This window comes from Stenotrophomonas sp. 14P6.2.3 (assembly GCF_057799055.1).
On record NZ_JBYOLA010000008.1, the window covers coordinates 1 to 25,857 of the forward strand.

At 67.0% G+C, this 25,857-nt stretch carries 17 protein-coding genes; 10 read left to right on the forward strand and 7 right to left on the reverse strand.

Features of this window, described 5'->3' with window-relative positions; translation table 11 throughout:
• Positions 1-360: 360 nt before the first annotated feature.
• The 4 genes from AC27VL_RS08390 to hemH form a co-directional block, all read right to left on the reverse strand.
• A complete protein-coding gene (locus tag AC27VL_RS08390; protein ID WP_488766020.1) occupies positions 361-2,457 on the reverse strand; it encodes a methyl-accepting chemotaxis protein in 2,097 nt (698 codons plus the stop codon).
• Between the two features lie 14 nt (positions 2,458-2,471).
• Positions 2,472-2,621: a hypothetical protein gene (locus AC27VL_RS08395; RefSeq protein ID WP_488766021.1), complete on the reverse strand. Its 150-nt coding sequence runs from the start codon at positions 2,619-2,621 to the stop codon at positions 2,472-2,474.
• 127 nt (positions 2,622-2,748) lie between these two features.
• On the reverse strand, positions 2,749-3,606 hold the full coding sequence (locus tag AC27VL_RS08400) for an alpha/beta fold hydrolase (RefSeq protein ID WP_488766022.1): 858 nt from the start codon (positions 3,604-3,606) through the stop codon (positions 2,749-2,751).
• Positions 3,603-4,565, reverse strand: coding sequence for a ferrochelatase (hemH, locus tag AC27VL_RS08405; protein WP_180165602.1), 963 nt, complete (start codon positions 4,563-4,565; stop codon positions 3,603-3,605). Before hemH ends, AC27VL_RS08400 begins: the two co-directional genes overlap by 4 nt.
• Before the next feature lie 166 nt (positions 4,566-4,731).
• Here hemH and AC27VL_RS08410 point away from each other — a divergent pair, with 166 nt between their 5' ends.
• The 4 genes from AC27VL_RS08410 (at position 4,732) to tatC (ending at position 7,159) form a co-directional block, all read left to right on the forward strand.
• Positions 4,732-5,622: a lipid-binding SYLF domain-containing protein gene (locus AC27VL_RS08410; RefSeq protein ID WP_488766023.1), complete on the forward strand. Its 891-nt coding sequence runs from the start codon at positions 4,732-4,734 to the stop codon at positions 5,620-5,622.
• A gap of 74 nt (positions 5,623-5,696) precedes the next feature.
• Positions 5,697-5,924 (forward strand): Sec-independent protein translocase subunit TatA, encoded by a 228-nt coding sequence (tatA, locus tag AC27VL_RS08415; protein ID WP_180164873.1) that lies wholly within the window; start codon positions 5,697-5,699, stop codon positions 5,922-5,924.
• Positions 5,925-5,939: 15 nt separating this feature from the next.
• Positions 5,940-6,413, forward strand: a complete 474-nt coding sequence (tatB, locus tag AC27VL_RS08420) for a Sec-independent protein translocase protein TatB (RefSeq protein ID WP_488766024.1) — start codon at positions 5,940-5,942, stop codon at positions 6,411-6,413.
• On the forward strand, positions 6,410-7,159 hold the full coding sequence (gene tatC, locus AC27VL_RS08425; RefSeq protein WP_099819942.1) for a twin-arginine translocase subunit TatC: 750 nt from the start codon (positions 6,410-6,412) through the stop codon (positions 7,157-7,159). Before tatB ends, tatC begins: the two co-directional genes overlap by 4 nt.
• 74 nt (positions 7,160-7,233) lie before the next feature.
• Here tatC and AC27VL_RS08430 read toward each other — a convergent pair whose 3' ends face one another.
• The 3 genes from AC27VL_RS08430 to AC27VL_RS08440 are packed head-to-tail and all read right to left on the reverse strand — an operon-like array spanning position 7,234 to position 10,750.
• Positions 7,234-8,145 carry a BPSS1780 family membrane protein gene (locus tag AC27VL_RS08430; protein ID WP_089237918.1) on the reverse strand — a complete coding sequence of 304 codons (912 nt, stop codon included), beginning with the start codon at positions 8,143-8,145 and terminating at the stop codon, positions 7,234-7,236.
• A 51-nt stretch (positions 8,146-8,196) separates the two neighbouring features.
• Complete coding sequence (locus AC27VL_RS08435; RefSeq protein WP_488766025.1) at positions 8,197-8,943, reverse strand: glutamine amidotransferase; 747 nt, start codon at positions 8,941-8,943, stop codon at positions 8,197-8,199.
• A complete protein-coding gene (locus AC27VL_RS08440) occupies positions 8,915-10,750 on the reverse strand; it encodes a GspE/PulE family protein (RefSeq protein ID WP_093821103.1) in 1,836 nt (611 codons plus the stop codon). Before AC27VL_RS08440 ends, AC27VL_RS08435 begins: the two co-directional genes overlap by 29 nt.
• 83 nt (positions 10,751-10,833) lie before the next feature.
• On the opposite strand from AC27VL_RS08440, the gene glyQ reads away from it, so the two are divergent.
• From glyQ to AC27VL_RS08470, 6 genes are all read left to right on the forward strand, one after another.
• A complete protein-coding gene (gene glyQ, locus AC27VL_RS08445) occupies positions 10,834-11,745 on the forward strand; it encodes a glycine--tRNA ligase subunit alpha (protein ID WP_025878768.1) in 912 nt (303 codons plus the stop codon).
• Positions 11,746-11,833: 88 nt separating this feature from the next.
• Positions 11,834-13,909, forward strand: a complete 2,076-nt coding sequence (glyS, locus tag AC27VL_RS08450) for a glycine--tRNA ligase subunit beta (protein ID WP_488766026.1) — start codon at positions 11,834-11,836, stop codon at positions 13,907-13,909.
• Between the two features lie 299 nt (positions 13,910-14,208).
• A complete protein-coding gene (locus AC27VL_RS08455) occupies positions 14,209-16,005 on the forward strand; it encodes an autotransporter assembly complex protein TamA (RefSeq protein WP_100554036.1) in 1,797 nt (598 codons plus the stop codon).
• The gene (locus AC27VL_RS08460) at positions 16,002-19,880 is read left to right on the forward strand and encodes a translocation/assembly module TamB domain-containing protein (protein WP_488766027.1); all 3,879 of its coding nucleotides are present in this window, start codon (positions 16,002-16,004) and stop codon (positions 19,878-19,880) included. Before AC27VL_RS08455 ends, AC27VL_RS08460 begins: the two co-directional genes overlap by 4 nt.
• A gap of 179 nt (positions 19,881-20,059) precedes the next feature.
• Positions 20,060-22,207 (forward strand): S46 family peptidase, encoded by a 2,148-nt coding sequence (locus tag AC27VL_RS08465; RefSeq protein WP_488766028.1) that lies wholly within the window; start codon positions 20,060-20,062, stop codon positions 22,205-22,207.
• A gap of 125 nt (positions 22,208-22,332) precedes the next feature.
• Entirely contained in the window at positions 22,333-25,788 is a 3,456-nt protein-coding gene (locus AC27VL_RS08470; RefSeq protein WP_100554033.1) for a hybrid sensor histidine kinase/response regulator, read from the forward strand.
• Positions 25,789-25,857: the final 69 nt, after the last annotated feature.

Sequence of the window (25,857 nt, forward strand, 5' to 3'; positions counted from 1 at the left end):
GTCCGTCGTAAACCACGGTAGTGCCGGCCGCTGGCCGGCAACCACGTGCAGGTGCTTGAGGTTCATGGGTTGCCGGCCAGCGGCCGGCACCACCGGGGGCCAGCATCACGCAGATGGTCGGCAGACGCGCATGAAAAAGCGGCGCCCAAGGGGCGCCGCTTTTTGTACAGCTCAACGGCAGGCGGACTTACTTCGCCGCAGCGGCCGGTGCCTCGGCCTTCATCATCGTGTGCTGGGCAGCCTTGAATGGACTGCCTTCGTACCCGTTGAGCCGACGAACGCTGCCGCGAACCGCGCCCAACAAAAAGGCGGCGCCCTGCGGGCGCCGCCTTCCATGGTGGAGCATGGTGCAGGGTCGACTCAGTCGATCAACGCGGCCTCGCGCTGCCGGAACACCGATACCGCCTGGTTCAGTGCGCCTGCCTGCGACTGCAGTTCCCGTGCCGCTGCAGTCGCTTCTTCCACCAGGGCCGCGTTCTGCTGCGTGGCCTGGTCCATCTGCACCACCGTCTGGTTGATCTGCTCGATACCGGAGGACTGCTCCTGCGATGCCGCCGAGATCTCGCGCATCAGGTGGCTTACGTTCTCCACGCCGCCGACGATGCCCTGCATGCGTTGTCCGGCATCGGCGACCAACTGGGCGCCCTCGCCGACCTGACGACCTGCCTCGTCGATGAGGACCTTGATCTCCTGGGCGGCTGCCGCCGATCGCTGCGCCAGCACACGGACCTCGCTGGCGACGACCGCGAACCCGCGCCCCTGCTCGCCAGCGCGTGCCGCTTCAACCGCTGCGTTGAGCGCGAGGATGTTGGTCTGGAAGGCAATGCCGTCGATCACGCCGGTAATGTCGCCGATCCGCTTCGACGCGCCTTCGATGGCCTGCATGGTGTCGACCACCCGCTGCATGGCGTGGTTGCCATCACTTGCCGCGCCCTGGGTGGTAGCGGCCAGCTCACTGGCCTGACGCGCGTGCGCTGCATTCTGGCGCACGGTGGCGGTCAGCTCTTCCATCGAAGCGGCCGTTTCCTGCAGGTGTGCGGCCTGTCGCTCGCTGCGCTCGGACAGTGCGCCGTTGCCGGCGGCAATTTCGCTGGCGGCGGTGCTGATGGTGGTGGCGCAGTGCTGGATGTGCCCGACCATGCGTGCCAGCTGGCTGGCAGTGGCGTTGGCATCGCGCTGGATGGCGGCGAACGCGCCGTGATACTCGCCCTGCATGCGGCGGTCGAGATCGCCGTTGGCCATCGCCGAGAGCATCTGCCGCACTTCGTCGACCGTGCTGCCCAGGGTGTCCAGCAACTGGTTGATGCCCCCTGTCAGGCCGTCGAGGAAGCTGGCGCCTTCGCTGGCCTGCAGGCGCTGTTCGAGATCACCGTGCGCGGCGGCATCGACAATCCCGGCAACGGCATTCTCCAGCGTCAGTTCATGGGTGCGGTCATGCCATTCCACCGCAAAGCCCAGGCGCGCGCCTTGTGCATCGAACACCGGGGTGACCACCTGCGCGAAATGCACCGGCCCGATCCGCACCTTGCCGTTGTGCGTCGCCTGCAGCCCGTTGAGGATGCCGCGGATGCGGTCAGGGTTGGCATGGAAACGATGGATGCTGCTGCCGACCAGCCGCTCTGCGTCGAAATCGGGGAACGCCTGGCGCAGCGTGGCCTGCTGGTTGCGCAGCAGTGCCACCACCGAGCGGTTGACGTAGCGGATGACGTGATCGTTGTCGGCGATCATCATCGCCGTGCGCGAGGCATCAAGGGCCTGGCGGATCTGCGCGTTCTCGGCGTGCGCCTCGGCCTCGCGGCCACGCTGCGCCTGCACGTGGCGTGCGGTATCGGCCAATGCATGGGCCAGTGAACCGGGTGCGTAGCTGCGTGCATCGCTGTGTGCACCGAGGTCGGCGCCCGTGGCGATGTCGCGTGCCAGTGCGGCCAGGCGGTGCGGTCCGTGGCCCAGCGCTTCGCTCTGTTGACGCAGGCGCGTGGCTGTCTGGCCCAGCACCAGCGTCAGCACCGCCAGCGCAGTGGCATTCAACAGCGGTGGCAGCACGGCCGCCCCATCAAGCAACGGCCCCAGCACTGCAATGACGCCGATGGCGCCGGCCAGCCACAACGGCAGGCGGTCACGTTGGGTGAGCAGCACGCCCAGCAGCAGCGCGATCGGCAATGCAGCATTCAACCCGGCGATATGGCAGAGCAGGCTCAACTGCAATGACAGCAGTACCGCCAGGCCGTTACGGGCGATGGCTTGGCCGGCCTGGCGCAAGCCCAGCCAGGCGGCTGGCAGCACCGCAGCGGCAACGGCGCTCGCGGCGGGCAGCGACGTACCGCGCATGGCCAGTACAAGGCCGATCGCTGCCAATATGACGCTGCCCAGCAGCAGGCGACGATCGCCTCGCTGTGCCAGCTGTTGCAGATAAGGGACACGGCCCTGGTCGGGCGGGCGGGAGGACGCAATGGACATCGGCAACTCCTGGATCAACGGACGGCAGCGGCCATGCAACGCGATGCACGGACGAGCGCAACGACGGCAGGGTCGGGAAATTCGGGGAATGCGGCGCAGGCTGCGACGCGGAGGACAGACACCGTGACCACATCCTGTGGATGACGGTGCAGCAGACGGGACATGCGGTCTTCCTTGCAGAACCAGGAACGAGCCGCAGGCACAAAGGGCCTGCGTGCTGTGGGCGCAGGGGCCCACTACCGTTCTATCGGCCGCACTGGCGCAGAGTGAAGTGCGCGCAGCCGACGATGGTCAGCGTGCGTTGGCGTTTCCGCTCAGGAATGCATCGATGACCGCGGCAATCTGTGCAGGGTGTTCCATGTGCAGATGATGGTTGCCGGGGAATACCGCCAGGCGGCCATCACGCAGGTGCTGCAGGCGCTCACTACGCATCGGCTCGGGATAGTACGACTGCGCAGGCGTGGCGTAGATCACCTGGGTCGGGCAGCTGATGGCCTGCAGCAGGTTGTCGATCTGGCCTTCGCTGAGACGGATCGCAGTGGGCAGCATCAGGCGCGGATCGCTGCACCAGCGATAGCCGCCTTCGACCGGCTCGACACCGCGTTCGACCAGCAGGCGCGCGCAGCCTTCGCTGAGCTGGTTGGTCATCATCCGCGCCCGGATTGGTGCGGCCAGATCGGGGAACACGCGCAGCTGCTTGCGCGCGAGTGCACGGGTGGCATCGACGTGTTCGCGCAGACGGCTGGCGGTGTCTTCTTCCGGTCCGCGCAGGCCGCCGAGCGCCTCGATGGCGACCAGGCGTTCGACGCGATCACTGACCGCCGCGGTGAGGCTGGCGATGCCGGCACCCATCGAATGGCCCATGAGGGTGAACCGGTCCCAGCCCAGCGCGTCGGCGACATCGAGTACATGGGTGATCGCCGCCGGCGTCGTGTACACCGCACCGGTGGGCAGATGTGCGCTGTGGCCGTGTCCGGGCAGGTCGATCGCCACCAGGTCCAGTTGTGGCAGATGCGGCGTCAGCGGTACGAAGCTGGCCGCATTGTCGAGCCAGCCGTGCAGGGCCAGCACGCGCGGCCCGTCGCCCGCACGGCGCAGGCCGGCCACGCGGACGCCTGCGACCTGCAGTTCAAACGGCTGCAGGGTCATGCCAGCGAGGCCACGGCCAGCCGAGCCAATGCGCGGGCGTGTTCCGGTTCGGCGTTGAGGCAGGGGATGTAGCGCATCTGCGCGCCGCGCTCGGCCAGCGTTTCGGTGAAGCCCATGGCGACTTCTTCCAGTGTTTCCAGGCAGTCGGTGGCAAACCCGGGGCAGACTACGTCGATCTGTTTTACGCCCGCTTCGGCCAGCTCCCACAGGCTGGGTTCGGCGTAGGGCTGCAGCCAGCGTTCGCGGCCGAAGCGCGACTGGTAACCCAGCTGCCACTCGTCTGCGCCCAGGCCGAGCGCCGCGGCGATCGCGCGTGCACTGGCCTCGCAGCGCTGCGGATAGGGATCGCCGGCATCGGCAAGGCGCTGCGGAATGCCATGGAAGGAGAACATCAGCTTCTGGCCGCGACCCTGCTGCTGCCAATAGCGCTGGATCGAGCCGGCGACGGCGGCAACCCAGTCGGGATCGATCGAATAGTCCTGCACCAGGCTGACGGTGACCTGCGGGTTCCTGCGCTGCCACGCATCCACGCGGTCTTCGACCGAGGCGGTGGTGGTGGTCGAATACTGCGGATACAGCGGCAAGACCACGATGCGGCGCACGCCCTCGCTGGCCAGCCGATCCAGCTCGGTGGTCAGCGCCGGTTCGCCGTAGCGCATCGCGTGGCGTACGCGCAGCGTCGGCAGCAGCGTCTGCATCGCCTGCGCCAACTGGCGGGTGTGGACCATCAGCGGCGAGCCTTCCGGCAGCCACACCTGGGCGTACTTGGCGGCCGAACGGCCACTGCGCAGCGGCAGGATCAGGCCGCGCAGCAGAGGCTGCCACAGCAGTGCCGGTATCGCGACCACGCGCGGGTCGGACAGGAATTCGGCCAGGTAACGACGAACAGCGGGAGCCGTCGGCGTCTCGGGCGTGCCTAGGTTGACCGCCAGTACGGCGGTATCGGGTGCGTCGAGCATGGGCGGTATTGTCGCCGATTCCATCGTCACGTCGGCATGCAGGGTTCGCATCGGTGTCATTGATGAGCCCAATATGAGCAGGCAACGCTCATTGGGGATTCATCACAACACTACTAATTTCAGTCACTTGCTATATCTTCCTATGGACTGACTTCTGGAGCCTGCCATGCGTCGCCCGATCCAAGCCCTGCTGATCGCCGCCAGCCTGCTGTCCAGCCAGGCCATGGCCGGACCGCAGGAAGACCAGCGCGCCCGCAACGCGGTGCGTGTACTGGCTGAAATCCAGGGAATCCCTGAACAGGGCATTCCGGACAAATTGCTCGACGAAGGCCGCGCGGTCATCGTCATTCCCGACACGATCAAGGCCGGTCTGGTGATCGGCGGACGCCGTGGCCACGGCCTGATGTCGGTGCGCATGCCCAATGGTGCGTGGTCCAACCCGGTATTCATCAAGCTCACCGGCGGCAGCATCGGCTTCCAGGCTGGCGTGCAGTCCTCCGACGTCGTGCTGGTGTTCCGCAACGACCGCAGCCTGGACAATCTCGTCAACGGCAAGTTCACCCTCGGCGCCGATGCCGGCGTGGCCGCCGGTCCGGTGGGCCGTAATGCCGCCGCCGCCACCGATGGCCAGTTGAAGGCCGAAATCTGGTCGTGGTCGCGCGCCCGCGGCCTGTTCGCAGGCGTCGCCCTGGATGGTGCGATCCTGCAGATCGACGATGCCGCCAACCTCGACGCCTACGGCAGCAACACCACACCGCGGATGATCTTCGAGGGCCGCGCTGTAGGCTCGCCGTCGATGGATGTGGTCGCCTTCCGTGATCGCCTGGAAGAGGCCACCTACGCGGCGCGCAACAACCGTAACGGTGGCCATGACGCACCACGTCCGGCCGCCGCTGCAGCGCCCGCCCCGGCGCCTGTTCAGACAGCACCTGCGGCACCGGTTGAAGCGACCACGGCGCCGTTGCAGGCCGTGCCGCAGACCCCGCCGCCGGCCCAGCAGGGTTTCCAGCCGGTCAATGACGGTGAAATCCGCACTGAAACGCTGGGCAACAACTGACTTTCGTCACGCGCGCCGGCTTACAGCCGGTGCGCTATGCTCGGCAATCTGATCACTAACGTAACGAGCGACTTATGGGCAGTTTCAGCATCTGGCATTGGTTGGTCGTGCTCGTCATCGTCCTGCTGGTGTTCGGCACCAAGCGCCTGACCAGTGGTGCCAAGGATCTCGGCTCGGCGGTCAAGGAATTCAAGAAGGGCATGCACGACGAAGACAAGCCGAACGCACAGTTGGGCGATGAGTCGCGCAGCCAGGACGCCTCGCGCACCGCGCAGGACGAGCACGACCGCAACGCGCGTTGATCCGGAGCGGTTGCGGTGTTTGATATCGGCTTCAGCGAACTGCTGGTGATCGCGGTTGTCGCCTTGGTGGTGCTCGGACCTGAGCGCCTGCCCAAGGCGGCCCGCTTCGCCGGGCTGTGGGTGCGCCGCGCGCGTAATCAATGGGATTCGGTCAAGCAGGAACTGGAACGCGAACTGCAGGCCGAAGACATCAAGCGGCAGATGCAGGACGTGCGCCAGGGCATGCAGGACACCGAGAACCAGCTGCGTGCCAGCGGTGAAGCCGTGCGCCGCGAGGCCGAGCAGATGCAACAGCACAGCGACACGCTGGCGCAGCAGGTGCGTGCGCCCGCCCCGGCCGAACTGCCCCCCCATCTGGTGGAGGCGACCGAGCCGGTGGTGGCTTCGGCGGAAGGTGCTGCCAATGCGCCCACCACCGTCGAACCCGCAGGCGATGCCGTTGCTGATGCCGCGGCCGAAGCGCCTGCCCGCACGGAGCGCCCGTCATGAGCGAACACGACTTCGGCGAAAGCTCGCTGGTGGAACACCTGGTTGAACTGCGCGCGCGCCTGGTGCGTGCGCTGCTGGGGCTGGGCGTGGTTCTGCTGGGCCTGCTGCCGTTCACCCAGAAGCTCTACAACGCATTGGCCGAGCCGCTGATCTCGCAGTTGCCCAACGGGCAGACGATGATCGCCACCAACCCGGCCGGCGCCTTCTTCGCGCCGTTGAAGCTGACGTTCTTCGTGGCCCTTTTCGTGGCCGTGCCGTGGCTGCTGTACCAGCTGTGGGCCTTCGTCGCGCCGGGCCTGTATGCACGCGAGAAGCGCCTGGCGATGCCGCTGCTGGTCTCGTCGGTGCTGCTGTTCTATACCGGCTGCGCCTTCGCCTATTTCCTGGTGCTGCCGGCGGTCTTCCACTTCCTCACTACCTTCAGCCCGGAAGTGATCGCGATCACGCCGGATGCGAACGCCTACCTGGATTTCGTGCTGGCGATCTTCTTCGCCTTCGGCGGCAGTTTCGAATTGCCGGTGGCGATGGTGATCCTGGTGCTGCTGGGCTGGATCACTCCGCAGCAGTTCAAGGAAGGGCGCGGCTACGCGATCGTCGGCATCTTCGTGCTCGCTGCGATCCTGACTCCGCCCGATGTGGTGTCACAGCTGATGCTGGCGATTCCGATGTGCCTGCTGTACGAACTGGGCATCCACGCCGCGCGCTGGCTGGTACCGTCTTCGGTGGTCAAGAAGCCCGCTGCCTGAAAAACAAAAGGGGACGGAGGGGATTAAGTCGTTTGTGCCACAAACGACTTAATCCCCTCCGTCCCCTTTTTCGATCAAGCGTGGAAGACGTCGTTGGCAGGCGGCGACTGCGGCACCGGCGGTGCGCCGCGGCTGCCGCGATGCACGAACATCTGCTTCCAGGCCGCATAGACCGCGCCGACATACAGCGGCATCAGCACCGTGGTGAACACCAGCTGCGCAATGAATGCCGCCGCCAATGGGCCGCCGATCAGCATGCCGAGCTGGACCACGATCACGAACAGCACGTAGACGCAGAACGCGGCGATCAGGCCGAGCACGGTGAACACGGCGGTGGCGCCGATGTTCTCGATGCAGCCCTGCAGGCTCAGGCGCAGCGCGTGCATGCCGCTCTGGCGGTCGAACACCACCAGTGCCGGCTGGGTGAACATCGCCAGGGTCAGGGCCACGGCGGTGCAGAACACCAGCAGCATCCACAGCGCGATGCGCTGCGCCGGCAGGTTGGCGACCAGTTCGGCGGCGGTTTCCGGGCTGATCTGCTGCCCGCTGCGGCCGAGTTCCTGCATCTTGGTCATGGTGTCGCTGAAGGCGGTGAAGCCCTCGCGGCCGATCATCAGGTACAGCAGCGCGCCGAGCAGAAGCACGGCCAGCACCTGGATCGCCAGCGGCACCAGCAGGTGGCTGACACGGCGGTCGCGGATCGGCTGCAGCAGATGGGTGGCCAGGCCGGGACGGCCCTGGTCGATCTCACCCATGGCGTACAGCATGCCGCCGAACATCACCGGTGAGATCACCAGCGTCATCATCTGCAGGGCCAGGCCGGCGGTGCCGGGCAGCATCGTCCCCAGCAGGGTGACCACCCAGTTCACCAGCAGCCAGGTCAGGCCGATCCGGGCCAGCTGCAGCGGCGCACGCCGATACAGCGAGAACGTATCCAGCAACCACTGGGCGCCCGCCGAGGCTGGCAGCTTGCGAATCTCTTTCATGGACATCCGGGGAGGGACAGGAGGGGCCGGGCGGTGTGCCCGTGCCGCCGATTATCCCTGTTTTGCCATCGGCTGGGCTGAAGACAGCCGGGCCTGGCGGACAAAGCGCCGCAACAGCTGGCGGGCCAGCGGGGCGGCGCTGACTGCGCGCTCGATGCTGCGCGCACAACCACCATGTCGGCCGATGCAGTCGGCGCGCGCGCGCACGTAGCCGCGCATGTGGTGGGTGGCGAATTCCGGATGGAACTGCACGCCCCAGGCCTGGCGGCCCCAGCGGAAGGCGTGGCAGCCATCCAGCGGCGAGCGTGCCAGCACGGCGGCACCTTCAGGCACGCGCAGCACGGTCTGCAGATGGGTGGCGTGGGCCGGGAAGTGGCTCGGCAGGCCCTGGAACAAGGGGTCCTGCGCGGCCTGCGGGTCCAGTGCCAGTTCAATCGTTCCCGATTCGCGCCCGGCGGGGTTGTAGGCCACTTCGCCGCCCAGCGCGTGGGCCAGCAGCTGGTGGCCGTAGCAGATGCCGAACACCGGCACGTCGTCGTGCACGGTCTGTCGCAGCCAGGCGGCACTGCGCTCGCTCCATTCGGCGTGGTCGGTGACGAATGCGGCCGAGCCGGTCACCAGCACGCCGGCGAAGTCGCGCGGATCGGGCAGGTCGGCGCCATGCTCGACGTCGACCACCACGGTCTCGTGTTCTTCCAGGCCGGCGGCCACCCGGATCCAGTGCGGAAAGCGCCCGTAACGGCGCAGCGACGGCACGGGGCGGCCGGTTTCAAGGATCAGGAAGGGCGCTGGATTCATCCGGGGGAGGCAGTACGGACAGGACTTCCTCGATTGTAGTCAGCCCCTGTGCCACCTTTTCAAGCCCGGCCTGGCGCAGGGTTCGCACTCCTTCAGCACGCGCGGCACGGTTGAAACCGGCCAGATCCATGTCCGCACGGATCAGCCCGCGCAGGCGCGAGCCCAATGGCAGCAACTCATACAGGCCGATGCGGCCGAGGAATCCGGTGCGCCGGCACTCCAGGCAACCGACCGGCCGACAGGGCGTGGCGGCATCTGGATATGCAGCTTCGCTATCAGCCAGTACCGCCCAATCGGCCCTGCCGAGGGTGTGCGGCTGCTTGCAGTGCGGGCACAGCGTGCGCACCAGGCGCTGGGCGAGGATGCCGTTGACGGTGGATGACAGCAGGTAATGCGGTACGCCCAGGTCGAGCAGGCGGGTGATGGCCGAGGGCGCATCGTTGGTGTGCAGGGTGGACAGCACCAGGTGGCCGGTCAGCGAGGCCTGCACCGCCATCTGCGCGGTTTCCAGGTCGCGGATCTCGCCGATCATGATGATGTCCGGGTCCTGCCGCAGCAGGGTGCGCACACCGCTGGCGAAGTCCAGGTCGATGTTGGTCTGCACCTGCATCTGGTTGAATTCCGGCGCGATCATCTCGATCGGGTCTTCCACCGTGCACACGTTGACGTCCGGCGTGGCCAGCCGCTTCAGGGTGGAATACAGGGTGGTGGTCTTGCCCGAACCGGTCGGGCCGGTGACCAGCACGATGCCGTGCGGGCGCTCGACCAGGGCGGTCCAGCCGGCCGCTTCCTGCGGGCTGAAGCCGAGCTGGTCGATGCTCTTGAAGGCCGCTTCCGGGTCGAAGATGCGCATCACGCACTTCTCGCCGAAGGCAGTCGGCATGGTCGACAGGCGCATTTCCACTTCCCGGCCGCCGGGCGAGCGCGTCTTGATGCGGCCATCCTGCGGGCGCCGGCGCTCGGCCAGGTCCATGCGCCCCAGCACCTTGATGCGGCTGACCACGGCGGTCATCACCGCCGGCGGCACTTCGAACACCTTGTGCAGCACGCCGTCGATGCGGAAGCGCATGCGGCCCATGTCGCGGCGTGGCTCCAGGTGGATGTCCGACGCACGCTGTTCGTAGGCGTACTGCAGCAGCCAGTCGACGATGTGCACGATGTGCTGGTCGTCGGCATTGACGTCGCCGGTACGGCCCAGTTCGACCAGCTGCTCGAAGCTGGGCAGGGTGGTGTTGGCCTCACCACGCACGTCGCCACGGGCACCGCGCACCGAGCGGGTGACGCCGAAGAATTCCATGGTGTAACGGTGCAGGTCGAGCGGATTGACCACCGCCAGCTCGATGCGCAGCCGGGTCAGGTGCTGCAGGTCGCGCAGCCATTCCTGTGCCAGCGGCTCGCTGGTGGCCACCAGCACGCGTTCGCCATCCACCGCCAGAGGCAGGAAGCGATGGCGGCGGGCATAGGCGTGCGAGGCCACGGCGGTGACCGAAGCGACGTCGACGCGGGTTGGATCGATGCGCAGGTAGCGGCTGCCGGTGCGCTGGGCCAGCCACTCGGTGAGGCGTTCCAGATTGAGGTCGCCGCCGTCGCTTGCGGCCAGCTTGAGGTTGGACAGCAGCACCAGCGGATGTACTTCACTGGCGTTGCGGGCGCCCTGCGCGGAAAAACGGATGCGCTCGCGCTCGTGCGCAGCCACCACGCCGTCGGCCAGCAGGGCCGCCGCAACCTGTTCGAACTGCAGGCGACCGGGCGGCAACGGTGCCGCGCCAGGCTCGCCGGGCGTGCCCGTGGGCAGCCGATGTTCCATCCACCTGCTCCTTCCGGGTACGGAATGCCCCGCAGGTCGGCCGTTATACTAGCGCACCCCTTTGCCGGCCAAGACTCGTCCGCATGTCCGCGACCCCGACCGTTCCGATCACCTTCCAGGGCCTGATCCAGACCCTGAACCAGTTCTGGGCCCAGCAGGGCTGCGTGCTCATCCAGCCGCTCGACCTGGAGGTGGGCGCCGGTACGTTCCACCCGGCCACCTTCCTGCGTGCGATTGGTCCGGAAACCTGGAATGCGGCCTACGTGCAGCCCTCGCGGCGTCCGACCGATGGCCGTTACGGCGAAAACCCGAACCGCCTGCAGCGCTACTACCAGTACCAGGTGGCGATGAAGCCGGCGCCGGACAACATCCAGCAGCTGTACCTGGATTCGCTGAAGGCGGTGGGCATCGATCCGCTGGTGCACGACCTGCGCTTTGTCGAGGACAACTGGGAATCGCCGACGCTGGGCGCCTGGGGCCTGGGCTGGGAAGTCTGGCTCAACGGCATGGAAGTGACCCAGTTCACCTACTTCCAGCAGGCCGGAGGCCTGGAATGCCGGCCGGTGCTGGGCGAGATCACCTACGGTCTCGAGCGCCTGTGCATGTACCTGCAGAACTGCGACAACGTCTACGACCTGGTGTGGACCTACGGCCCGGACGGGCAGCCAGTGACCTACGGCGACGTCTACCACCAGAACGAGGTGGAGCAGAGCACCTACAACTTCGAATACGCCGACGTGGAAGAAATGTTCCACCGCTTCGACGCCTGCGAGCGTGAAGCGCAGAAGCTGGTGGAAGTGAACCTGCCGCTGCCGGCCTACGAGCAGGTGATGAAGGCCAGCCACACCTTCAACCTGCTGGATGCGCGCCGTGCGATCAGCGTGACCGAACGCCAGCGCTACATCCTGCGCGTGCGCGCGCTGGCGCAGGCGGTGGCCAAGGCCTACTACGAGCAGCGCGAGAAGCTGGGCTTCCCGGGCGCGAAGAAGGCCTGACGGCCCGTTCTCCCATCACGCGTTTCACCTACTACCCCAGGGGCGCCGGCCGCGTCGCGCGCTGCGCCCCCACCACAGGATCGAACCGATGAGCCAATTGTCTCCCCTGCTGATTGAACTGGGCACCGAAGAGTTGCCGGTCAAGGCGCTGCCGGGCCTGGCCCAGGCCTTCTTCGACGGTGTTGTCGATGGCCTGCGCAAGCGCGGCGTCGAACTGGAGCTGGGCGATGCACGCCCGCTGTCGACCCCGCGCCGCCTGGCCGTGCTGCTGCCGGGCGTTGGCCTGGAACAGCCGGAACAGCACAGCGAAGTGCTGGGCCCGTACCTGAACATCGCGCTGGACGCCGAAGGCCAGCCGACCAAGGCGCTGCAGGGTTTCGCGGCCAAGGCCGGGATCGACTGGACCGCGCTGGAGAAGACCAGCGACAACAAGGGTGAGCGCTTCGTGCACCGTGCGGTGACCCCGGGTGCGCGCACCGCTGCGCTGCTGCCGGAGATCCTGCGCGAGGCCATTGCCGGCATGCCCATTCCCAAGCCGATGCGCTGGGGCGACCACAGCTGGGGCTTCGCCCGCCCGGTGCACTGGCTGGTGCTGCTGCACGGCGGTGAGGTGGTGGAGGCCGAACTGTTCGGCCTGAAGGCCGACCGCATGAGCCGCGGCCACCGCTTCCTGCACGACAAGACCGTGTGGCTGACCCAGCCGCAGGACTATGTCGAATCGCTGCGCGCCGCCTTCGTGCTGGTCGATCCGGCCGAGCGTCGCCAGCGCATCGTTGCCGAGGTTGAAGCCGCTGCCGCCACCGCCGGTGGCAGCGCGCGGATCACCGAGGACAACCTGGAGCAGGTGGTGAACCTGGTCGAGTGGCCGTCGGCAGTGCTGTGCAGCTTCGAGCGCGCGTTCCTGGCGGTACCGCAGGAAGCGTTGATCGAGACGATGGAGATCAACCAGAAGTTCTTCCCGGTGCTGGATGACGGCGGCAAGCTGACCGAGAAGTTCATCGGCATCGCCAACATCGAGTCCAAGGACGTGGCCGAAGTGGCCAAGGGCTACGAGCGCGTGATCCGCCCGCGCTTCGCCGATGCCAAGTTCTTCTTCGACGAAGACCTGAAGCAGGGCCTGGAGGCGATGGGCGAGGGCCTGAAGACGGTGACCTACCAGGCCAAGCTGGGCAGCGTGGCCGACAAGGTCGCGCGCGTGGCGGCGCTGGCCGAGGTGATCGCCGCGCAGGTGGGGGCTGACCCGGTGCTGGCCAAGCGTGCCGCGCAGCTGGCCAAGAACGACCTGCAGTCGCGCATGGTCAACGAATTCCCGGAACTGCAGGGCATCGCCGGCCGCCACTACGCGGTGGTCGGTGGCGAGTCGCCGGAGGTGGCGCTGGCCATCGACGAGGCCTACCAGCCGCGCTTCGGTGGCGATGACATCGCGCTGTCGCCGCTGGGCAAGGTGCTGGCGATCGCCGAGCGTGTGGACACTCTGGCCGGCGGTTTCGCCGCGGGCCTGAAGCCGACCGGCAACAAGGACCCGTTCGCCCTGCGCCGCAACGCGCTGGGCCTGGCCCGCACGATCATCGAAAGCGGCTTCGAGCTGGACCTGCGCGCGCTGCTGGCCAGCGCCAATGCCGGGCTGGCCGCGCGCAACGTGCAGGCCGACGTGGCTGAGCTGTACGACTTCATCCTCGACCGCCTGAAGGGCTATTACAGCGACAAGGGCATGCCGGCCAGCCACTTCAACGCGGTGGCCGAGCTGAAGCCGGCCTCGCTGTACGACTTCGACCGCCGTCTGGACGCGATCGGGATCTTCGCAGCGCTGCCGGAAGCCGAGGCGCTGGCAGCGGCCAACAAGCGCATCCGCAACATCCTGCGCAAGGCCGAAGGAGATATTCCGGGCCAGATCGACACGGCCCTGCTGCAGGAGGATGCCGAGCGCGCGCTGGCGGAAGCCGTGACTGCAGCCATCGACGACACCGGCGCCAGCCTGCACCAGAAGGACTACGTGGCCGTGCTGGCGCGCCTGGCCCGCCTGCGTCCGCAGGTCGATGCGTTCTTCGACGGGGTGATGGTCAATGCCGAGGATCCGGCATTGCGCGGCAACCGCCTGGCGCTGTTGACGATGCTGGGTGAGCGCCTGGGCAAGGTTGCGGCGATCGAGCACCTGTCGAGCTGATCGGGACCCCGATCCACGCATGGCGTGGATCTACTGGGCACGCTCACGAATGGCGTGGATTTACCGGTAGTGCCGGCCGCTGGCCGGCAACATGGCGATTCACGGCACGAAGGTGGCGTTGCCGGCCAGCGGCCGGCACGACCCGGTGTTGTCCATCGGGATCATCGCCGGCATCGCACACGATGCCGGCATTTCCGCATGCGCTCGCGATGATCGCCACAAAGGCGCGTATTTTGACCGCCACTTAACAACCGATCCCGAAACACGTGATGCATTTCGCATCGTCACCTTCGGTCGGTATGCTGTGCCGCATGCAGCCAACGAAATACGCCCTGCCGCTGATGGTCCTCTCGCTTTGCGCCACTTCCGTGGCCCATGCGCGCGGCACCATCGACAAGGTGGACATCAAGGGATTGGACAAGGGCGACGACGCCGCGATCATCGAGAACATCCAGGAATCGCTGTCGTTGTTCGACACGATCGGCAAGGAGCAGGGCGAGTCGCGCCTGGAATACCTGCTGTCGCAGGCCGAGCGGCAGACCCGCCAGGCACTGGAGCCGTTCGGGTACTACAACCCGGTGATCAAGGTCGAGGCGCCGCGGCAGGACGAGCACGTCACCGTGCTGATCCATGTCGACAAGGGCCCGCCGGTGCTGGTGCGCCGCGAGCATATCGACATCACCGGTCCGGCGATGTACGACCAGTACCTGCAGGACGACCTGACCGCATTCAAGCCCCGCAAGGGCCAGCGCTTCGAGCATACCCAGTACGAAGCCAGCAAGATCACCGTGACCCGGCGCCTGGCCGAGCGTGGCTACTTCGACGCCGACTACACCCAGCGCCAGGTGCAGATCACCCGCGCGGACAACGCTGCCGACATCGACCTGACCTGGGACAGCGGCCGCCGCTACAACATGGGCCCGGTGACCTTCGAGCAGAACTACTTCGACGACAAGCTGTTCGACCCGCTGGTGTACTGGGACCAGGGCAGCTACTTCCACGAAGGCAAGCTGGACCGCCTGCGCGAGTCGCTGACCAAGCTCGATTACTTCAGCGTGATCGACATCCAGCCGCGCCCGGACCAGGCCGATGAAAACGGCGAGGTGCCGGTCGATGTGAAGCTGACGCGGGCCAAGCGCAGCATCTATTCCTACGGTCTTAGCTACGGCAGCGAAAGTGGCGCCGGTGTGCGCGGTGGCCTTGAACGGCGCTTCCTGAACAGCCGTGGCCACAAGATGAACACCCAGCTGGACTATGCGCAGAAGCGCAAGAGCCTGATCACCAGCTACCGCATTCCTGCGTTCAACTGGCTTGATGGCTGGTACACCTTCGCCGCCAGTGCCTACGACGAGCAGACCGACTACATCGATCTGCGCAACTTCAAGCTGATCGCCAGCCGCAGCGGCGAGATCAACGAGAACTGGACCGCCATCGCCTCGATCAACGCGCTGCGCGAGCGCTGGCGCTATGCCTCGGGCACCGAATTCACCGATGCGGTCTACAACACGTCCACGCTGGTCTACCCGCAGATCGTGGCCGATTACGTGAAGGTGGACGACGAGCTGTTCCCGCGCAGCGGCATCAGCGGCACGGCGACGGTGCGTGCCGGCGTCGAAGGCGTCGGTTCGGATACCAGCTTCGTGCAGGCCAATGCGGTGCTGCGCTGGTACATCCCGGTGGGACCGAGTAACCGCCTGATCCTGCGCGGCGAAGGCGGCACCACCTGGACCAGTGATCTGGTGGCGATGCCGCCCAGCCTGCGCTACTTCGCCGGTGGCGACCGCAGCATCCGCGGTTATGCCTATCGTGAGGTCGGCCCACGTACGCCTAGACCCGACAAGTACGCGCTCGGTGCCAAGCACCTGGTGGTCGGTTCGGCCGAATACGAGCATTACTTCAATGGCGGCCCGTGGGGTGCGGCGGTGTTCGTCGATACCGGCAGCGCCTTCGATACCAACATCGATCTGCATACCGGCGTCGGCTTCGGCGTGCGCTGGAAATCGCCGGTGGGCCCGGTGCGGGTGGATATCGCGCACGGCCTGAACAACCCTGATTCGCAGTTCCAGCTGTACCTCAACATCGGAGCGGACCTGTGAGCACGCCCGCACCGACCCCGTCGCCGAACACGTCGCCGAACACGCCGCCGCGGCGCGTGCGCTTCTACCGCCGTCGCCGTTTCTGGGCATGGTCCGGCGCGGGCGTGGTCGGCCTGGTGCTGGTTGCCCTGCTGGCCGTGTACTGGCTGCTGCAGACGGTGGCCGGCCGCGATGTGCTGCTGGCGCAGGTGGTGGCACGCCTGCCGGTGGGTGCCAGCTTCACCTGGGACAAGGTCGATGGCCCGGTGGCCGGGCCGCTGACCCTCTACAACGTCGACTTCCGCTACGACGACATCCATTTCCACGCCGAGCGCGCGCACCTGGAGCCGGACCTGCGTCCCCTGCTGGGCCGCAAGCTGCTGCTGGACAAGCTGGAACTGACCAACGCCACGCTCAACCTGGCCAAGAGCGACGAGCCGTTCAAGCTGCCGTCGTGGCCCGATTCGCTGCCGCAGATCGAAATGCCGCTGGCGATCCAGGCCGATGTGATCGCCATCGACAGTTTCCGCATCAGCCAGGCAAACGAGCCGGTGATCGACATCAGCCGCGTGCGTGGTGGCATCGAGATCGCCAACGGCGAGTTCCAGGCGCGCAAACTGGTCGTGGACAGCGACATGGGCAATTTCACTGCCCAGGGACGCTACATCCCGGCCAAGGATTACGACACCGACGTCACCGTTACTGCAGTGCTGCCGGCACCGCGCGGTCGGACTGCGGCCACGGTCGGCCTGGTCGCGCGCGGTGATCTGGCGCATATGGAAGTGGCGCTGGCCGGTCGCGCGCCGAAGCCGCTGCACGCGATGCTGGTGTTCGATGGCCGCACCGATCCGACCTGGAATGCGACCGTGCGCAGCGACGAGCTGGACCTTGCGCTGTTGTCGCCCGCGCTGGCCAGCTCGGCCATCGCGCCGCTGGCATTGGATTTCACGGCCTCCGGCAAGGGCGGCAATGCCAACCTGCATGGCCGGGTGAAGCAGGGTGAGCAGGAACTGGAGCTGGCGCCGTCGGTGGTGTCGCTGCAGGACCAGGTGCTGAAGGTCTCACCGCTGGTGGTCAAGGGCCTGGGCGGCGAAGCGCGCCTGGAAGGTACCGCTGATTTCAGCGAAGAAGACCAGCAGAAGCTGAATTTCTCGGTGATCGCACAGGACCTGACCTGGGTGCCGGCGCCGGACCCGAACACTGCCGGCAGTTCGCCGGTGCCGGTGACGCTGAAGGAAGCGCGCTTCGGTCTGGCCGGTACGCTGAAGGCGTGGGCGGCGATCGGCCGTGCCGATATCGAACGCGAAAAGCAGAAGGCGCAGCTGCGCTTCGATGTGCGTGGCAACGATCAGGCCGCTGAGATCCGCGAGCTGCAGGCGCAGACCCCGGGTGGTCAGCTGCAGGTGGAAGGCAAGGTGGCATGGGCACCGCAGCTGGACTGGGATGCCAAGGCCACGCTGAAGGATTTCGACCCGGGCTACTTCGCGCCGGGTTGGGATGGTCGCCTGTCCGGCAATCTTGCGTCCAAGGGACGTCAGTTGCCGCCGCCGGCCAACGCGCCGCCGGGCACTGCGGGCACGCTGGAAGCTACGGTGGACCTGCCCTCGCTGAAGGGCACCCTGCGCCAGCGCAACGTGGATGCACAGGGCAAGTTCGCCCTGCAGGGTGAACAGGGCCAGGGTGAATTGAAACTGGCCGTCGGCAGCAGCCGGGTGACCGCCTCGGGCAAGGTCGGCGACCGCCTGGACATCGATGCGCGCTTCGAACCGCTGCAGCTGAGCGATCTGCTGCCCGGCGCCGACGGTGGCCTGCGTGGCCAGGTGCAGGTGAAAGGCCCGCGCGATGCGCCGGACATCACCGCCGATCTGGTCGGCAACAATCTCAACTGGGACGGTTACGGCGCTGAAAACCTGAGCATCAAGGGCCGGCTGCCGTGGCGTGGCGACAGTGGCACGCTGGCGATTCAGGGCCAGCAGGTCAACGCCGGCATGCTGCTGGAGCGCTTGAACATCGATGCGCAGGGCAGTGTCTCCAACCTGCGCCTGGCCGCGCAGACCCGCAACGAGCTGGGCGCGATCGAACTGCAGGGCAGCGTGCGCCAGCAGGGCACGCAATGGCGTGGCGAGCTGGCATCGCTGCGCATCGCACCGGTGAAGGGCGATGCGTGGGCACTGCGTGCGCCTGCGGCATTCGCGATCAACGGCAGCAACTACACGCTGGGCGAAACCTGTCTGGGCGCTGCGACCGGGGGCGCCCTGTGCGCGCACGCCAACTGGCCGCGCGAAGGGCTGGTGGTGCGCGGCGATGCGTTGCCGCTGGCACTGGTGCAGCCGTGGTTGCCCCCGCAGTCCGGCCGGCGCATCTACCTGCGTGGCGAACTCAACCTGGACGCGCAGATCCGTCCGCGTGGCAACGCGTGGGAAGGGCACGTGGAAGTGCGTTCGGCCGAAGGCGGCGTACGCCTGGGCGAGAACCGCAACACCAGCGTGGCCGATGCCAATCGTGGAGAGCTGGTGCGCTATGACCAGTTCTCGCTGAAGCTGGACATGACCCCGGCCAGCATCAAGGGCTACCTGGGCATGGGCTTCCAGGGCAACGGCTTCGTCGATGCCAAGATGCAGACCGGTTGGGAACCGAGTGCGCCGCTCAACGGCGAGCTCTACCTCAACATGTCGCGCCTGTACTGGCTGGAACTGTTCTCGCCGGACGTGGTGCGTCCGACCGGCCTGATCGAAGGCCACGTGAGCCTGCGCGGCACCCGCGGCCAGCCCTCGCTGGGCGGTGATGCGCAGCTGAGCAACTTCAAGGGCGAGTTCCCGGCGCTGGGCCTGACCTTCGACCAGGGCAAGGGCAGCTTCGTTGCTCAGCCTGATGGCTCGGCCAAGATCACCGCGCAGGCCAATTCGGGCAAGGGCACGCTGTATGTCGACGGCGGCCTGTCCTGGTTCGGCGATGCACAGCCGCTGCAGCTGAAGATCCACGGCGAGAATGTGCTGCTGTCCAATACCAGCGAACTGCGCATCGTCGCCAATCCCAACCTGGACTTCACCTTGGCCAAGGCCGCGATGGAGCTGCGCGGAACGGTGCACGTGCCCGAGGCCGACATCGATCTGGAGCGCCTGGACCGTGGCACCTCGGTGTCCGAAGACGTGGTGGTGCTGGACCCGGCCGATCCGGAAGAGTCGCGGACTTCGCCGCTGGACATGGAGCTGACCGTCAGCCTCGGCGACAAGGTGAAAATGACCGGCTTCGGCCTGAAGGGCGCGCTGACCGGCAAGATGCAGGTCTGGGCCAAGCCCGGCCGCGAGATGACCGCCAACGGCGGCCTGGAAGTCAGTGGCCGCTACAAGGCCTATGGCCAGGACCTGACCATCACACGCGGCAACCTCAACTGGAACTACAACGCGGTGTCCGACCCGCGCATCAACATCCGCGCCGAGCGCCGGATCGGTGATGTCACCGCCGGCATTGACGTGACCGGGCGGGCGCAGCAGCCACGTGCCGATGTCTGGTCCGATCCGGCGATGTCGCAGTCCGAAGCACTGGGTTACCTGGTGCTGGGGCGCAGCCTGACCGGTGCCAGCAGCGACCAGACCCAGCAGGTGAACGCCGCATCGGCAGCGCTGTCGGCCGGCAGCGGCCTGCTGGCTTCGCAGCTGGGTGCCAAGCTGGGCCTGGACGATGCCGGCGTCAGCCAGTCGCGCGCGCTGGGCGGTTCGGTCATCGGCGTCGGCAAGTACATTTCGCCCAAGCTGTACGTGGGCTACGGCGTGTCGCTGGTCGGTGCCGGTTCGGTGATCACGCTGAAGTACCTGCTGCGCCGCGGCTTCGACGTTGAAGTGGAATCGAGCACGGTGGAAAACCGCGGTTCGCTGAACTGGCGGCGGGAAAAATAACCCGCCGCGGCATCCCTGTAGAGCCGAGCCATGCTCGGCTTCCGCGCGCAGCGCGGACTGACGGAAGAGCAGCCGAGCATGGGCTCGGCTCTACCTGTCAGGCCCCCAACCATCGGCCGTTGCCCCATCCGCCCCCAGCGGCTATGGTCCCGGGCTGTTCTGTCGTACCGGATTGCCTCATGTCGCCACGCAAAGCCCTCCCCACCGCCCTGGCCCTGGGCCTGACCCTCGCCGCCGGCGCCCACGCCGATGAAGGCATGTGGATGCCGACCCAGCTGCCGGAGCTGGCCAAGCCGCTGCAGGCGGCCGGTTTCAAGGGCAACCCGGCCGATCTGGCCAACGTGACGGCGCCGCCGCTGAGTGCGGTCGTGCGTGCCGGTGGTGGCACCGGCTCGTTCGTCTCGGCCGATGGCCTGCTGCTGACCAACCACCACGTGGCGATGGGCGTGATCCAGTACAACAGCTCGCCCGAGCACAACTTCATCAACGACGGCTTCATCGCCAAGGGCCGCGCCGATGAGCGCCCGGCCAATCCGGACTTCCGCGTGCTGGTCACCGTCGGCTTCGACAAGGTGACCGACCAGGTGCTGGCGCAGGCCCGGGGCAAGACCGGCCGCGCGTACTTCGACGCGGTGGATGCGGCCAGCAAGCAGATCGTGGCCGAGTGCGAGAAGGACGGCAGCGTGCGCTGCTCGGTGGCCAACATGTATTACGGCACCGACTTCTACCGCATCGCCCAGCTGGAACTGAGCGACGTGCGCCTGGTCTATGCGCCGCCGCGCGCGATCGGCAACTACGGCGATGAGATCGACAATTTCATGTGGCCGCGCCACACCGGCGACTTCACCCTGCTGCGCGCCTACGTGGGCAAGGACGGCAAGCCGGCCGCCTACAGCAAGGAAAACGTGCCCTACCAGGCCCCGGCGCACCTGCAGATGTCGGTGGAAGGCCCGAAGGAGGGTGACTACGCGATGCTGGCCGGTTACCCGGGCATCACCTACCGCCATCGCACCGCCGCCGAATTCGCGGGCCAGATCGATACCGTGCTGCCGCGCCGGGTGTCGGTGTTCCAGCAGATGATCGATACCATCGAGGCAGCCAGTGCCAAGGACGCGCAGGCGCGTACCCGCTACGCCTCGCAGCTGCAGTCGCTGAAGAACAACCGCAAGCGTGCCGCCGGTGAGCTGGAAGGCCTGCTGCGAAGTGATGCCAAGGCGCAGCGTGCAACCGACGAGCAGGCAATGCTGGCCGCCACCGACCGCAAGTACCAGGGCGACATCAAGGCATTGCTGACCAACCTGTCGCAGGGTGCGGCGGTGGGCGAGCGCGACCTGCTGCTGGAGCAGATGGCTGGCCAGAGCCAGCTGCTGCGCTCGGCGCTGCTGCTGGAACGCCTGCGCATTGAATCGGCCAAGCCGGACGCGCAGCGCGAGACCGGCTACCAGCAGCGCGACCAGGCGATGATCGAGGGCGTGCTGAAGCAGGTGCAGCGTCGCTATGCACCCGAGGTCGAGAAGGCGCTGCTGTCCACCCTGTTGACCCGCTACCAGCAGCTGCCGGATGCGCAGCGCGTGGCCGAGTTCGATACGGCGTTCGGCCGTACCCCGGCACAGCTGGCGCAGGCACTGGACACGCTGTACGCCGGCACCCAGCTGGGTGATGAAGCGCAGCGTCTGTCCCGTTTCGCCGCTGCCCGCGAAGGCAAGGCGCTGGCCGCCGATCCGCTGATTGCCGTGGCCGGCCCGCTGGTGGCCGCGCAGCTGCGCATCGAAAACGAGAGCAAGACCCGCGAAGGCGAACAGCTGCGCCTGCGCCCGGCCTACATGCAGGCCTTGTTCGCCTGGCGTGCCAAGCAGGGCCGTGCGGTGTACCCGGATGCCAACCGCACGCTGCGCATCAGTTACGGCAAGGTGGAAGCGCTGCACCCGCGTGACGGCGTGACCTATTCGCCGGTGACCACCGTGGCCGGCATCGTCGAGAAGAACACCAACGCCTATCCGTTCGATGCACCCAAGCCGTTGCTGGCCGCGATTGCCAAGGGCGACTTCGGCAGCACCGCCGATCCCGCACTGAAGACCCAGACGGTCAACTTCCTGACCAACCTGGACACCACCGGCGGCAACTCCGGCTCGCCGGTGCTCAACGCCAAGGGCGAACTGATCGGCCTGAACTTCGACAGCAACTGGGAGTCGGTCAGTGCCAGCTGGTGGTTCGACCCGCGCTACAAGCGGGCCGTGCACGTGGACATGCGCTACCTGCGCTGGCTGCTGGCCAAGGTCTACCCGGCGCCCGAGCTGCTGAAGGAAATGGGCGTTCCGGCGGAATAAGGCCGGTACCCGGTAGGTGCCCACCGTTTCCTGGTGGGTGCCCACCCTTGCGGGCTACCGGCGTGACCTACCATCACGACCAACGGTCGTGATCTACTGGCCCCTGCTCTGACGGAAACACGCGCTTGGTCTCCAGCTGGATCCTGCTGCTGGTCTCGGTTGCCTATGCCGCGCTGCTGTTCGGCGTGGCGTGGTGGGGCGACCGTCGGCCGATGTACCCGGACCGGCCGTGGCTGCGACCGGTCGTCTACAGCCTGGCACTGGCCGTGTACTGCTCGTCGTGGACCTTCTACGGCGCAGTCGGTACCGCCGTGCGCAACGGCGTGGGCTACCTGCCGATCTACATCGGTCCGCTGCTGCTGCTGCTGTTCGGCTGGCGCATCATCGAGCGCCTGGCGCTGATCGCGCGCAGCCAGAACGTGGTCTCCATCGCCGACTTCATTTCCTCGCGCTTCGGCCGCTCGCGGCGGCTGGCGGCGCTGGTGGCGATCATCGCGCTGATCGGCATCATTCCCTACCTCGCTCTGCAGTACAAAGCGGTGGCAATGAGCCTGCAGGTACTGACCGGCAACACCGGGCCGACCGGGTTCTTCAGCGACCCGGCCCTGTATGTGGCGTTGCTGATGGCGCTGTTCGCCACCCTGTTCGGCACCCGCCAGGTCGATGCCACCGAACACCACCACGGCATGATGCTGGCGATCGCGCTGGAATCGGTGATCAAGCTGGTGGCGATGGTGGCGGTGGGCGTGTTCGCCTATGTCTGGCTCAGCGACCGTAACGAGGCGGTGGTGGAGTCGGTGCATACGCTGTTCACCGGCCTGCCACCGGTGGGTTTCCTGTCGCAGACGCTGCTCAGCTTCCTCGCCATCATTTGCCTGCCGCGCCAGTTCCACGTGGCAGTGGTCGAGTGCGGCGACGTGCGCGATGTGCGCCGCGCGCGCTGGATGTTCGGTGGCTACCTGGTGCTGATCTCGGCGATGGTGCTGCCGATCGCCACCGCCGGCGTCAGCCTGTTCGGTACCGGAAGCGGCGTGGCCGACGACTCGATGGTGCTGGCTCTGCCGCTTGCCGAGGGCCGCAACGCGTTGGCATTGATCGCCTATATCGGTGGCTTCTCCGCCGCCACCGGCATGGTCATCGTGTCTTCCATCGCGCTGGCGACGATGGTCAGCAACGACCTGGTGATGCCGGTGCTGCTGCGTCGCAGTGGCGATCACCAGGAAGCGGCTGACGTCGCTTCGCGCGTGCTGTGGATCCGCCGCCTGGCGATTCTGCTGCTGGCGCTGATGGCCTACAGCTACTACCGCAGCAGCAGCAACGACAGCACGCTGGCCTCCTATGGATTGATGGCCTTTGCCGCGGTGGCGCAGTTCGCGCCGGGCCTGATCGGTGGCCTGTACTGGCGCGGCGCCAGCCGTCGTGGCGTCGAGACCGGCATGCTGCTCGGCTTCGCTACCTGGCTGTACACCCTGCTGCTGCCGGCGATGACGATGGCCGGCTGGATGGATGCGGGCTGGGTGCAGCATGGTCCGTTCGGCATCGATTGGCTGCGCCCGCAGCAGCTGTTCGGCATGACCGGCTGGGATCCGCTGACCCACGGTACGTTCTGGTCGCTGCTGGTCAACGCGGCGACGATGATGCTGGTATCGGCGCGTTGGCGTCCGGGCGTGGATGAGCGCCTGCGTGCTGCACCCTTCCTCGATCCCTATGCCGAGCGGCCTTCAGTGGCGGGCGGGTGGCCGGGTCACGTGCACGTCGGCGATCTGCTGGCGCTGGCCTCGCGTGTGGTCGGTGAACGCCATGCGCGGCGCTCGTTCTTCGAACAGGCGCAGTCGCTGGGGCGCGAGCTGCAGTCCTCGGCACCGGCTGACCGGCCATGGGTGCAGTTCACCGAACGCCTGCTGGCCGCGTCGATCGGCGCGGCCTCCGCGCGCCTGCTGCTCACCAGCCTGCTGCGCGGTTCGGGCATGGACCTGGGCGAAGTGGTGGCGGTGCTGGACGAAGCGGGACAGGAACTGCGCTTCAATCGCGAAATCCTGTCGACCACGCTGGAAAACATCAGCGCCGGGGTCAGCGTGGTCGACCCGGACATGCGCCTGACCGCCTGGAACCGCCGCTACCAGGACATGTTCGGCTACCCCGACGGCATGCTCTACGTGGGTCGCCCGGTGGCCGATCTGATCCGCTACAACGCCGAGCGTGGTGAGCTGGGCGAGGGCGATATCGAACTGCAGATCAACCGCCGCATCGGCTACATGCGCGCCGGTTCGCCGCATGTGTTCGAGCGCACCCGCAGCGACGGCAAGGTGATCGAAATGCGTGGCCAGGCACTGCCTGGCGGCGGCTATGTCACCAGCTACAACGACATCACCGACTACAAGCACGCCGAACGCGCGCTGCTGGAAGCCAACGAAACGCTGGAGCAGCGCGTGGCCGAGCGCTCGCATGTTGCGGAAGTCGCGCAGCAGTCGAAGACCCGTTTCCTGGCCGCGATCAGCCATGACGTGCTGCAGCCGTTGAACGCTGCGCGGCTGTTCGCATCGGCGTTGCGCGACAGCGATCATGTCAGCGACGAGCAACGGCATCTGGCCGAACGCGTGGATGCGTCGCTGCGCGCGGCCGAGGAGCTGCTGGATGGCCTGCTGGACGTGTCGCGGCTGGATGCCGGCGGCCTGCATCCGGTGATCGGCGAATTCGATGTCAGTGCGCTGATGCGCGAGCTGGCCGCGCAGTACACACCGGTTGCGGCCGGACGTGGGCTGCGCCTGGATCTGTTCGCGCGTACCACCTGGGTGCGCAGCGACCGTCGCCTGCTGCGCCGTGTACTGCAGAACTTCCTTGCCAATGCGCTGCGCTACACGCGGCAGGGCCGCATCGTGCTGGCGGTGCGCCAGCGCGGCGATGAAGTGGAACTGCAGGTGTGGGATACCGGCCCCGGCATTCCCGAGCATCACATGCGGCAGATCTTCGACGAGTTCCATCGCTACCAGCAGCCGTTCGACTGGGGCGAGCAGGGCCTGGGACTGGGCCTGTCGATCTGCCAGCGCATCTCGCGCCTGCTCGATCATCGCTTGAACGCGCGCAGCCGGGTCGGCAGTGGTTCGATGTTCTCGATCATCCTGCCGCGGGTGGCGCCACTGCCGGGATATACCGATGCGGTCACCCTGGCGGCGACGGCACCGCCGGTCCGCAGCGATTCGCTGGCGGGCCTGCGCGTGCTGTGCGTGGACAACGACGAGGAGATCCTCGATGGCATGCGCGCGCTGCTGGGGCGTTGGCAGGTGCAGGTGATCACCGCATCGACGGTGGACCAGGCGCTGCAGAAGATCGCCGAGCGTCCGCAGGTGATGCTGGTGGACTACCACCTGCACGATCGCATGGATGGCCTGGATGCGCTGGTGGCATTGCGTGAGGCGGCGGGCTATCCGTTGCCCGGTGCGCTGCTTACCGCAGATGGCCGCGATGAACTGAAGCGGATGGCGCGCGAGCGAGGCTATCGCCTGTTGACCAAGCCGATCAAGCCGGCGTCGCTGCGCGCGTTCCTGGGCGCACTGCGGGATACCCGGAACGGCGATGCCTGATGGGCAACTGTAGAGCCGAGCCCATGCTCGGCTCCTGCGCGAAGCGCGGCTCATATATAGCCTTCGCTA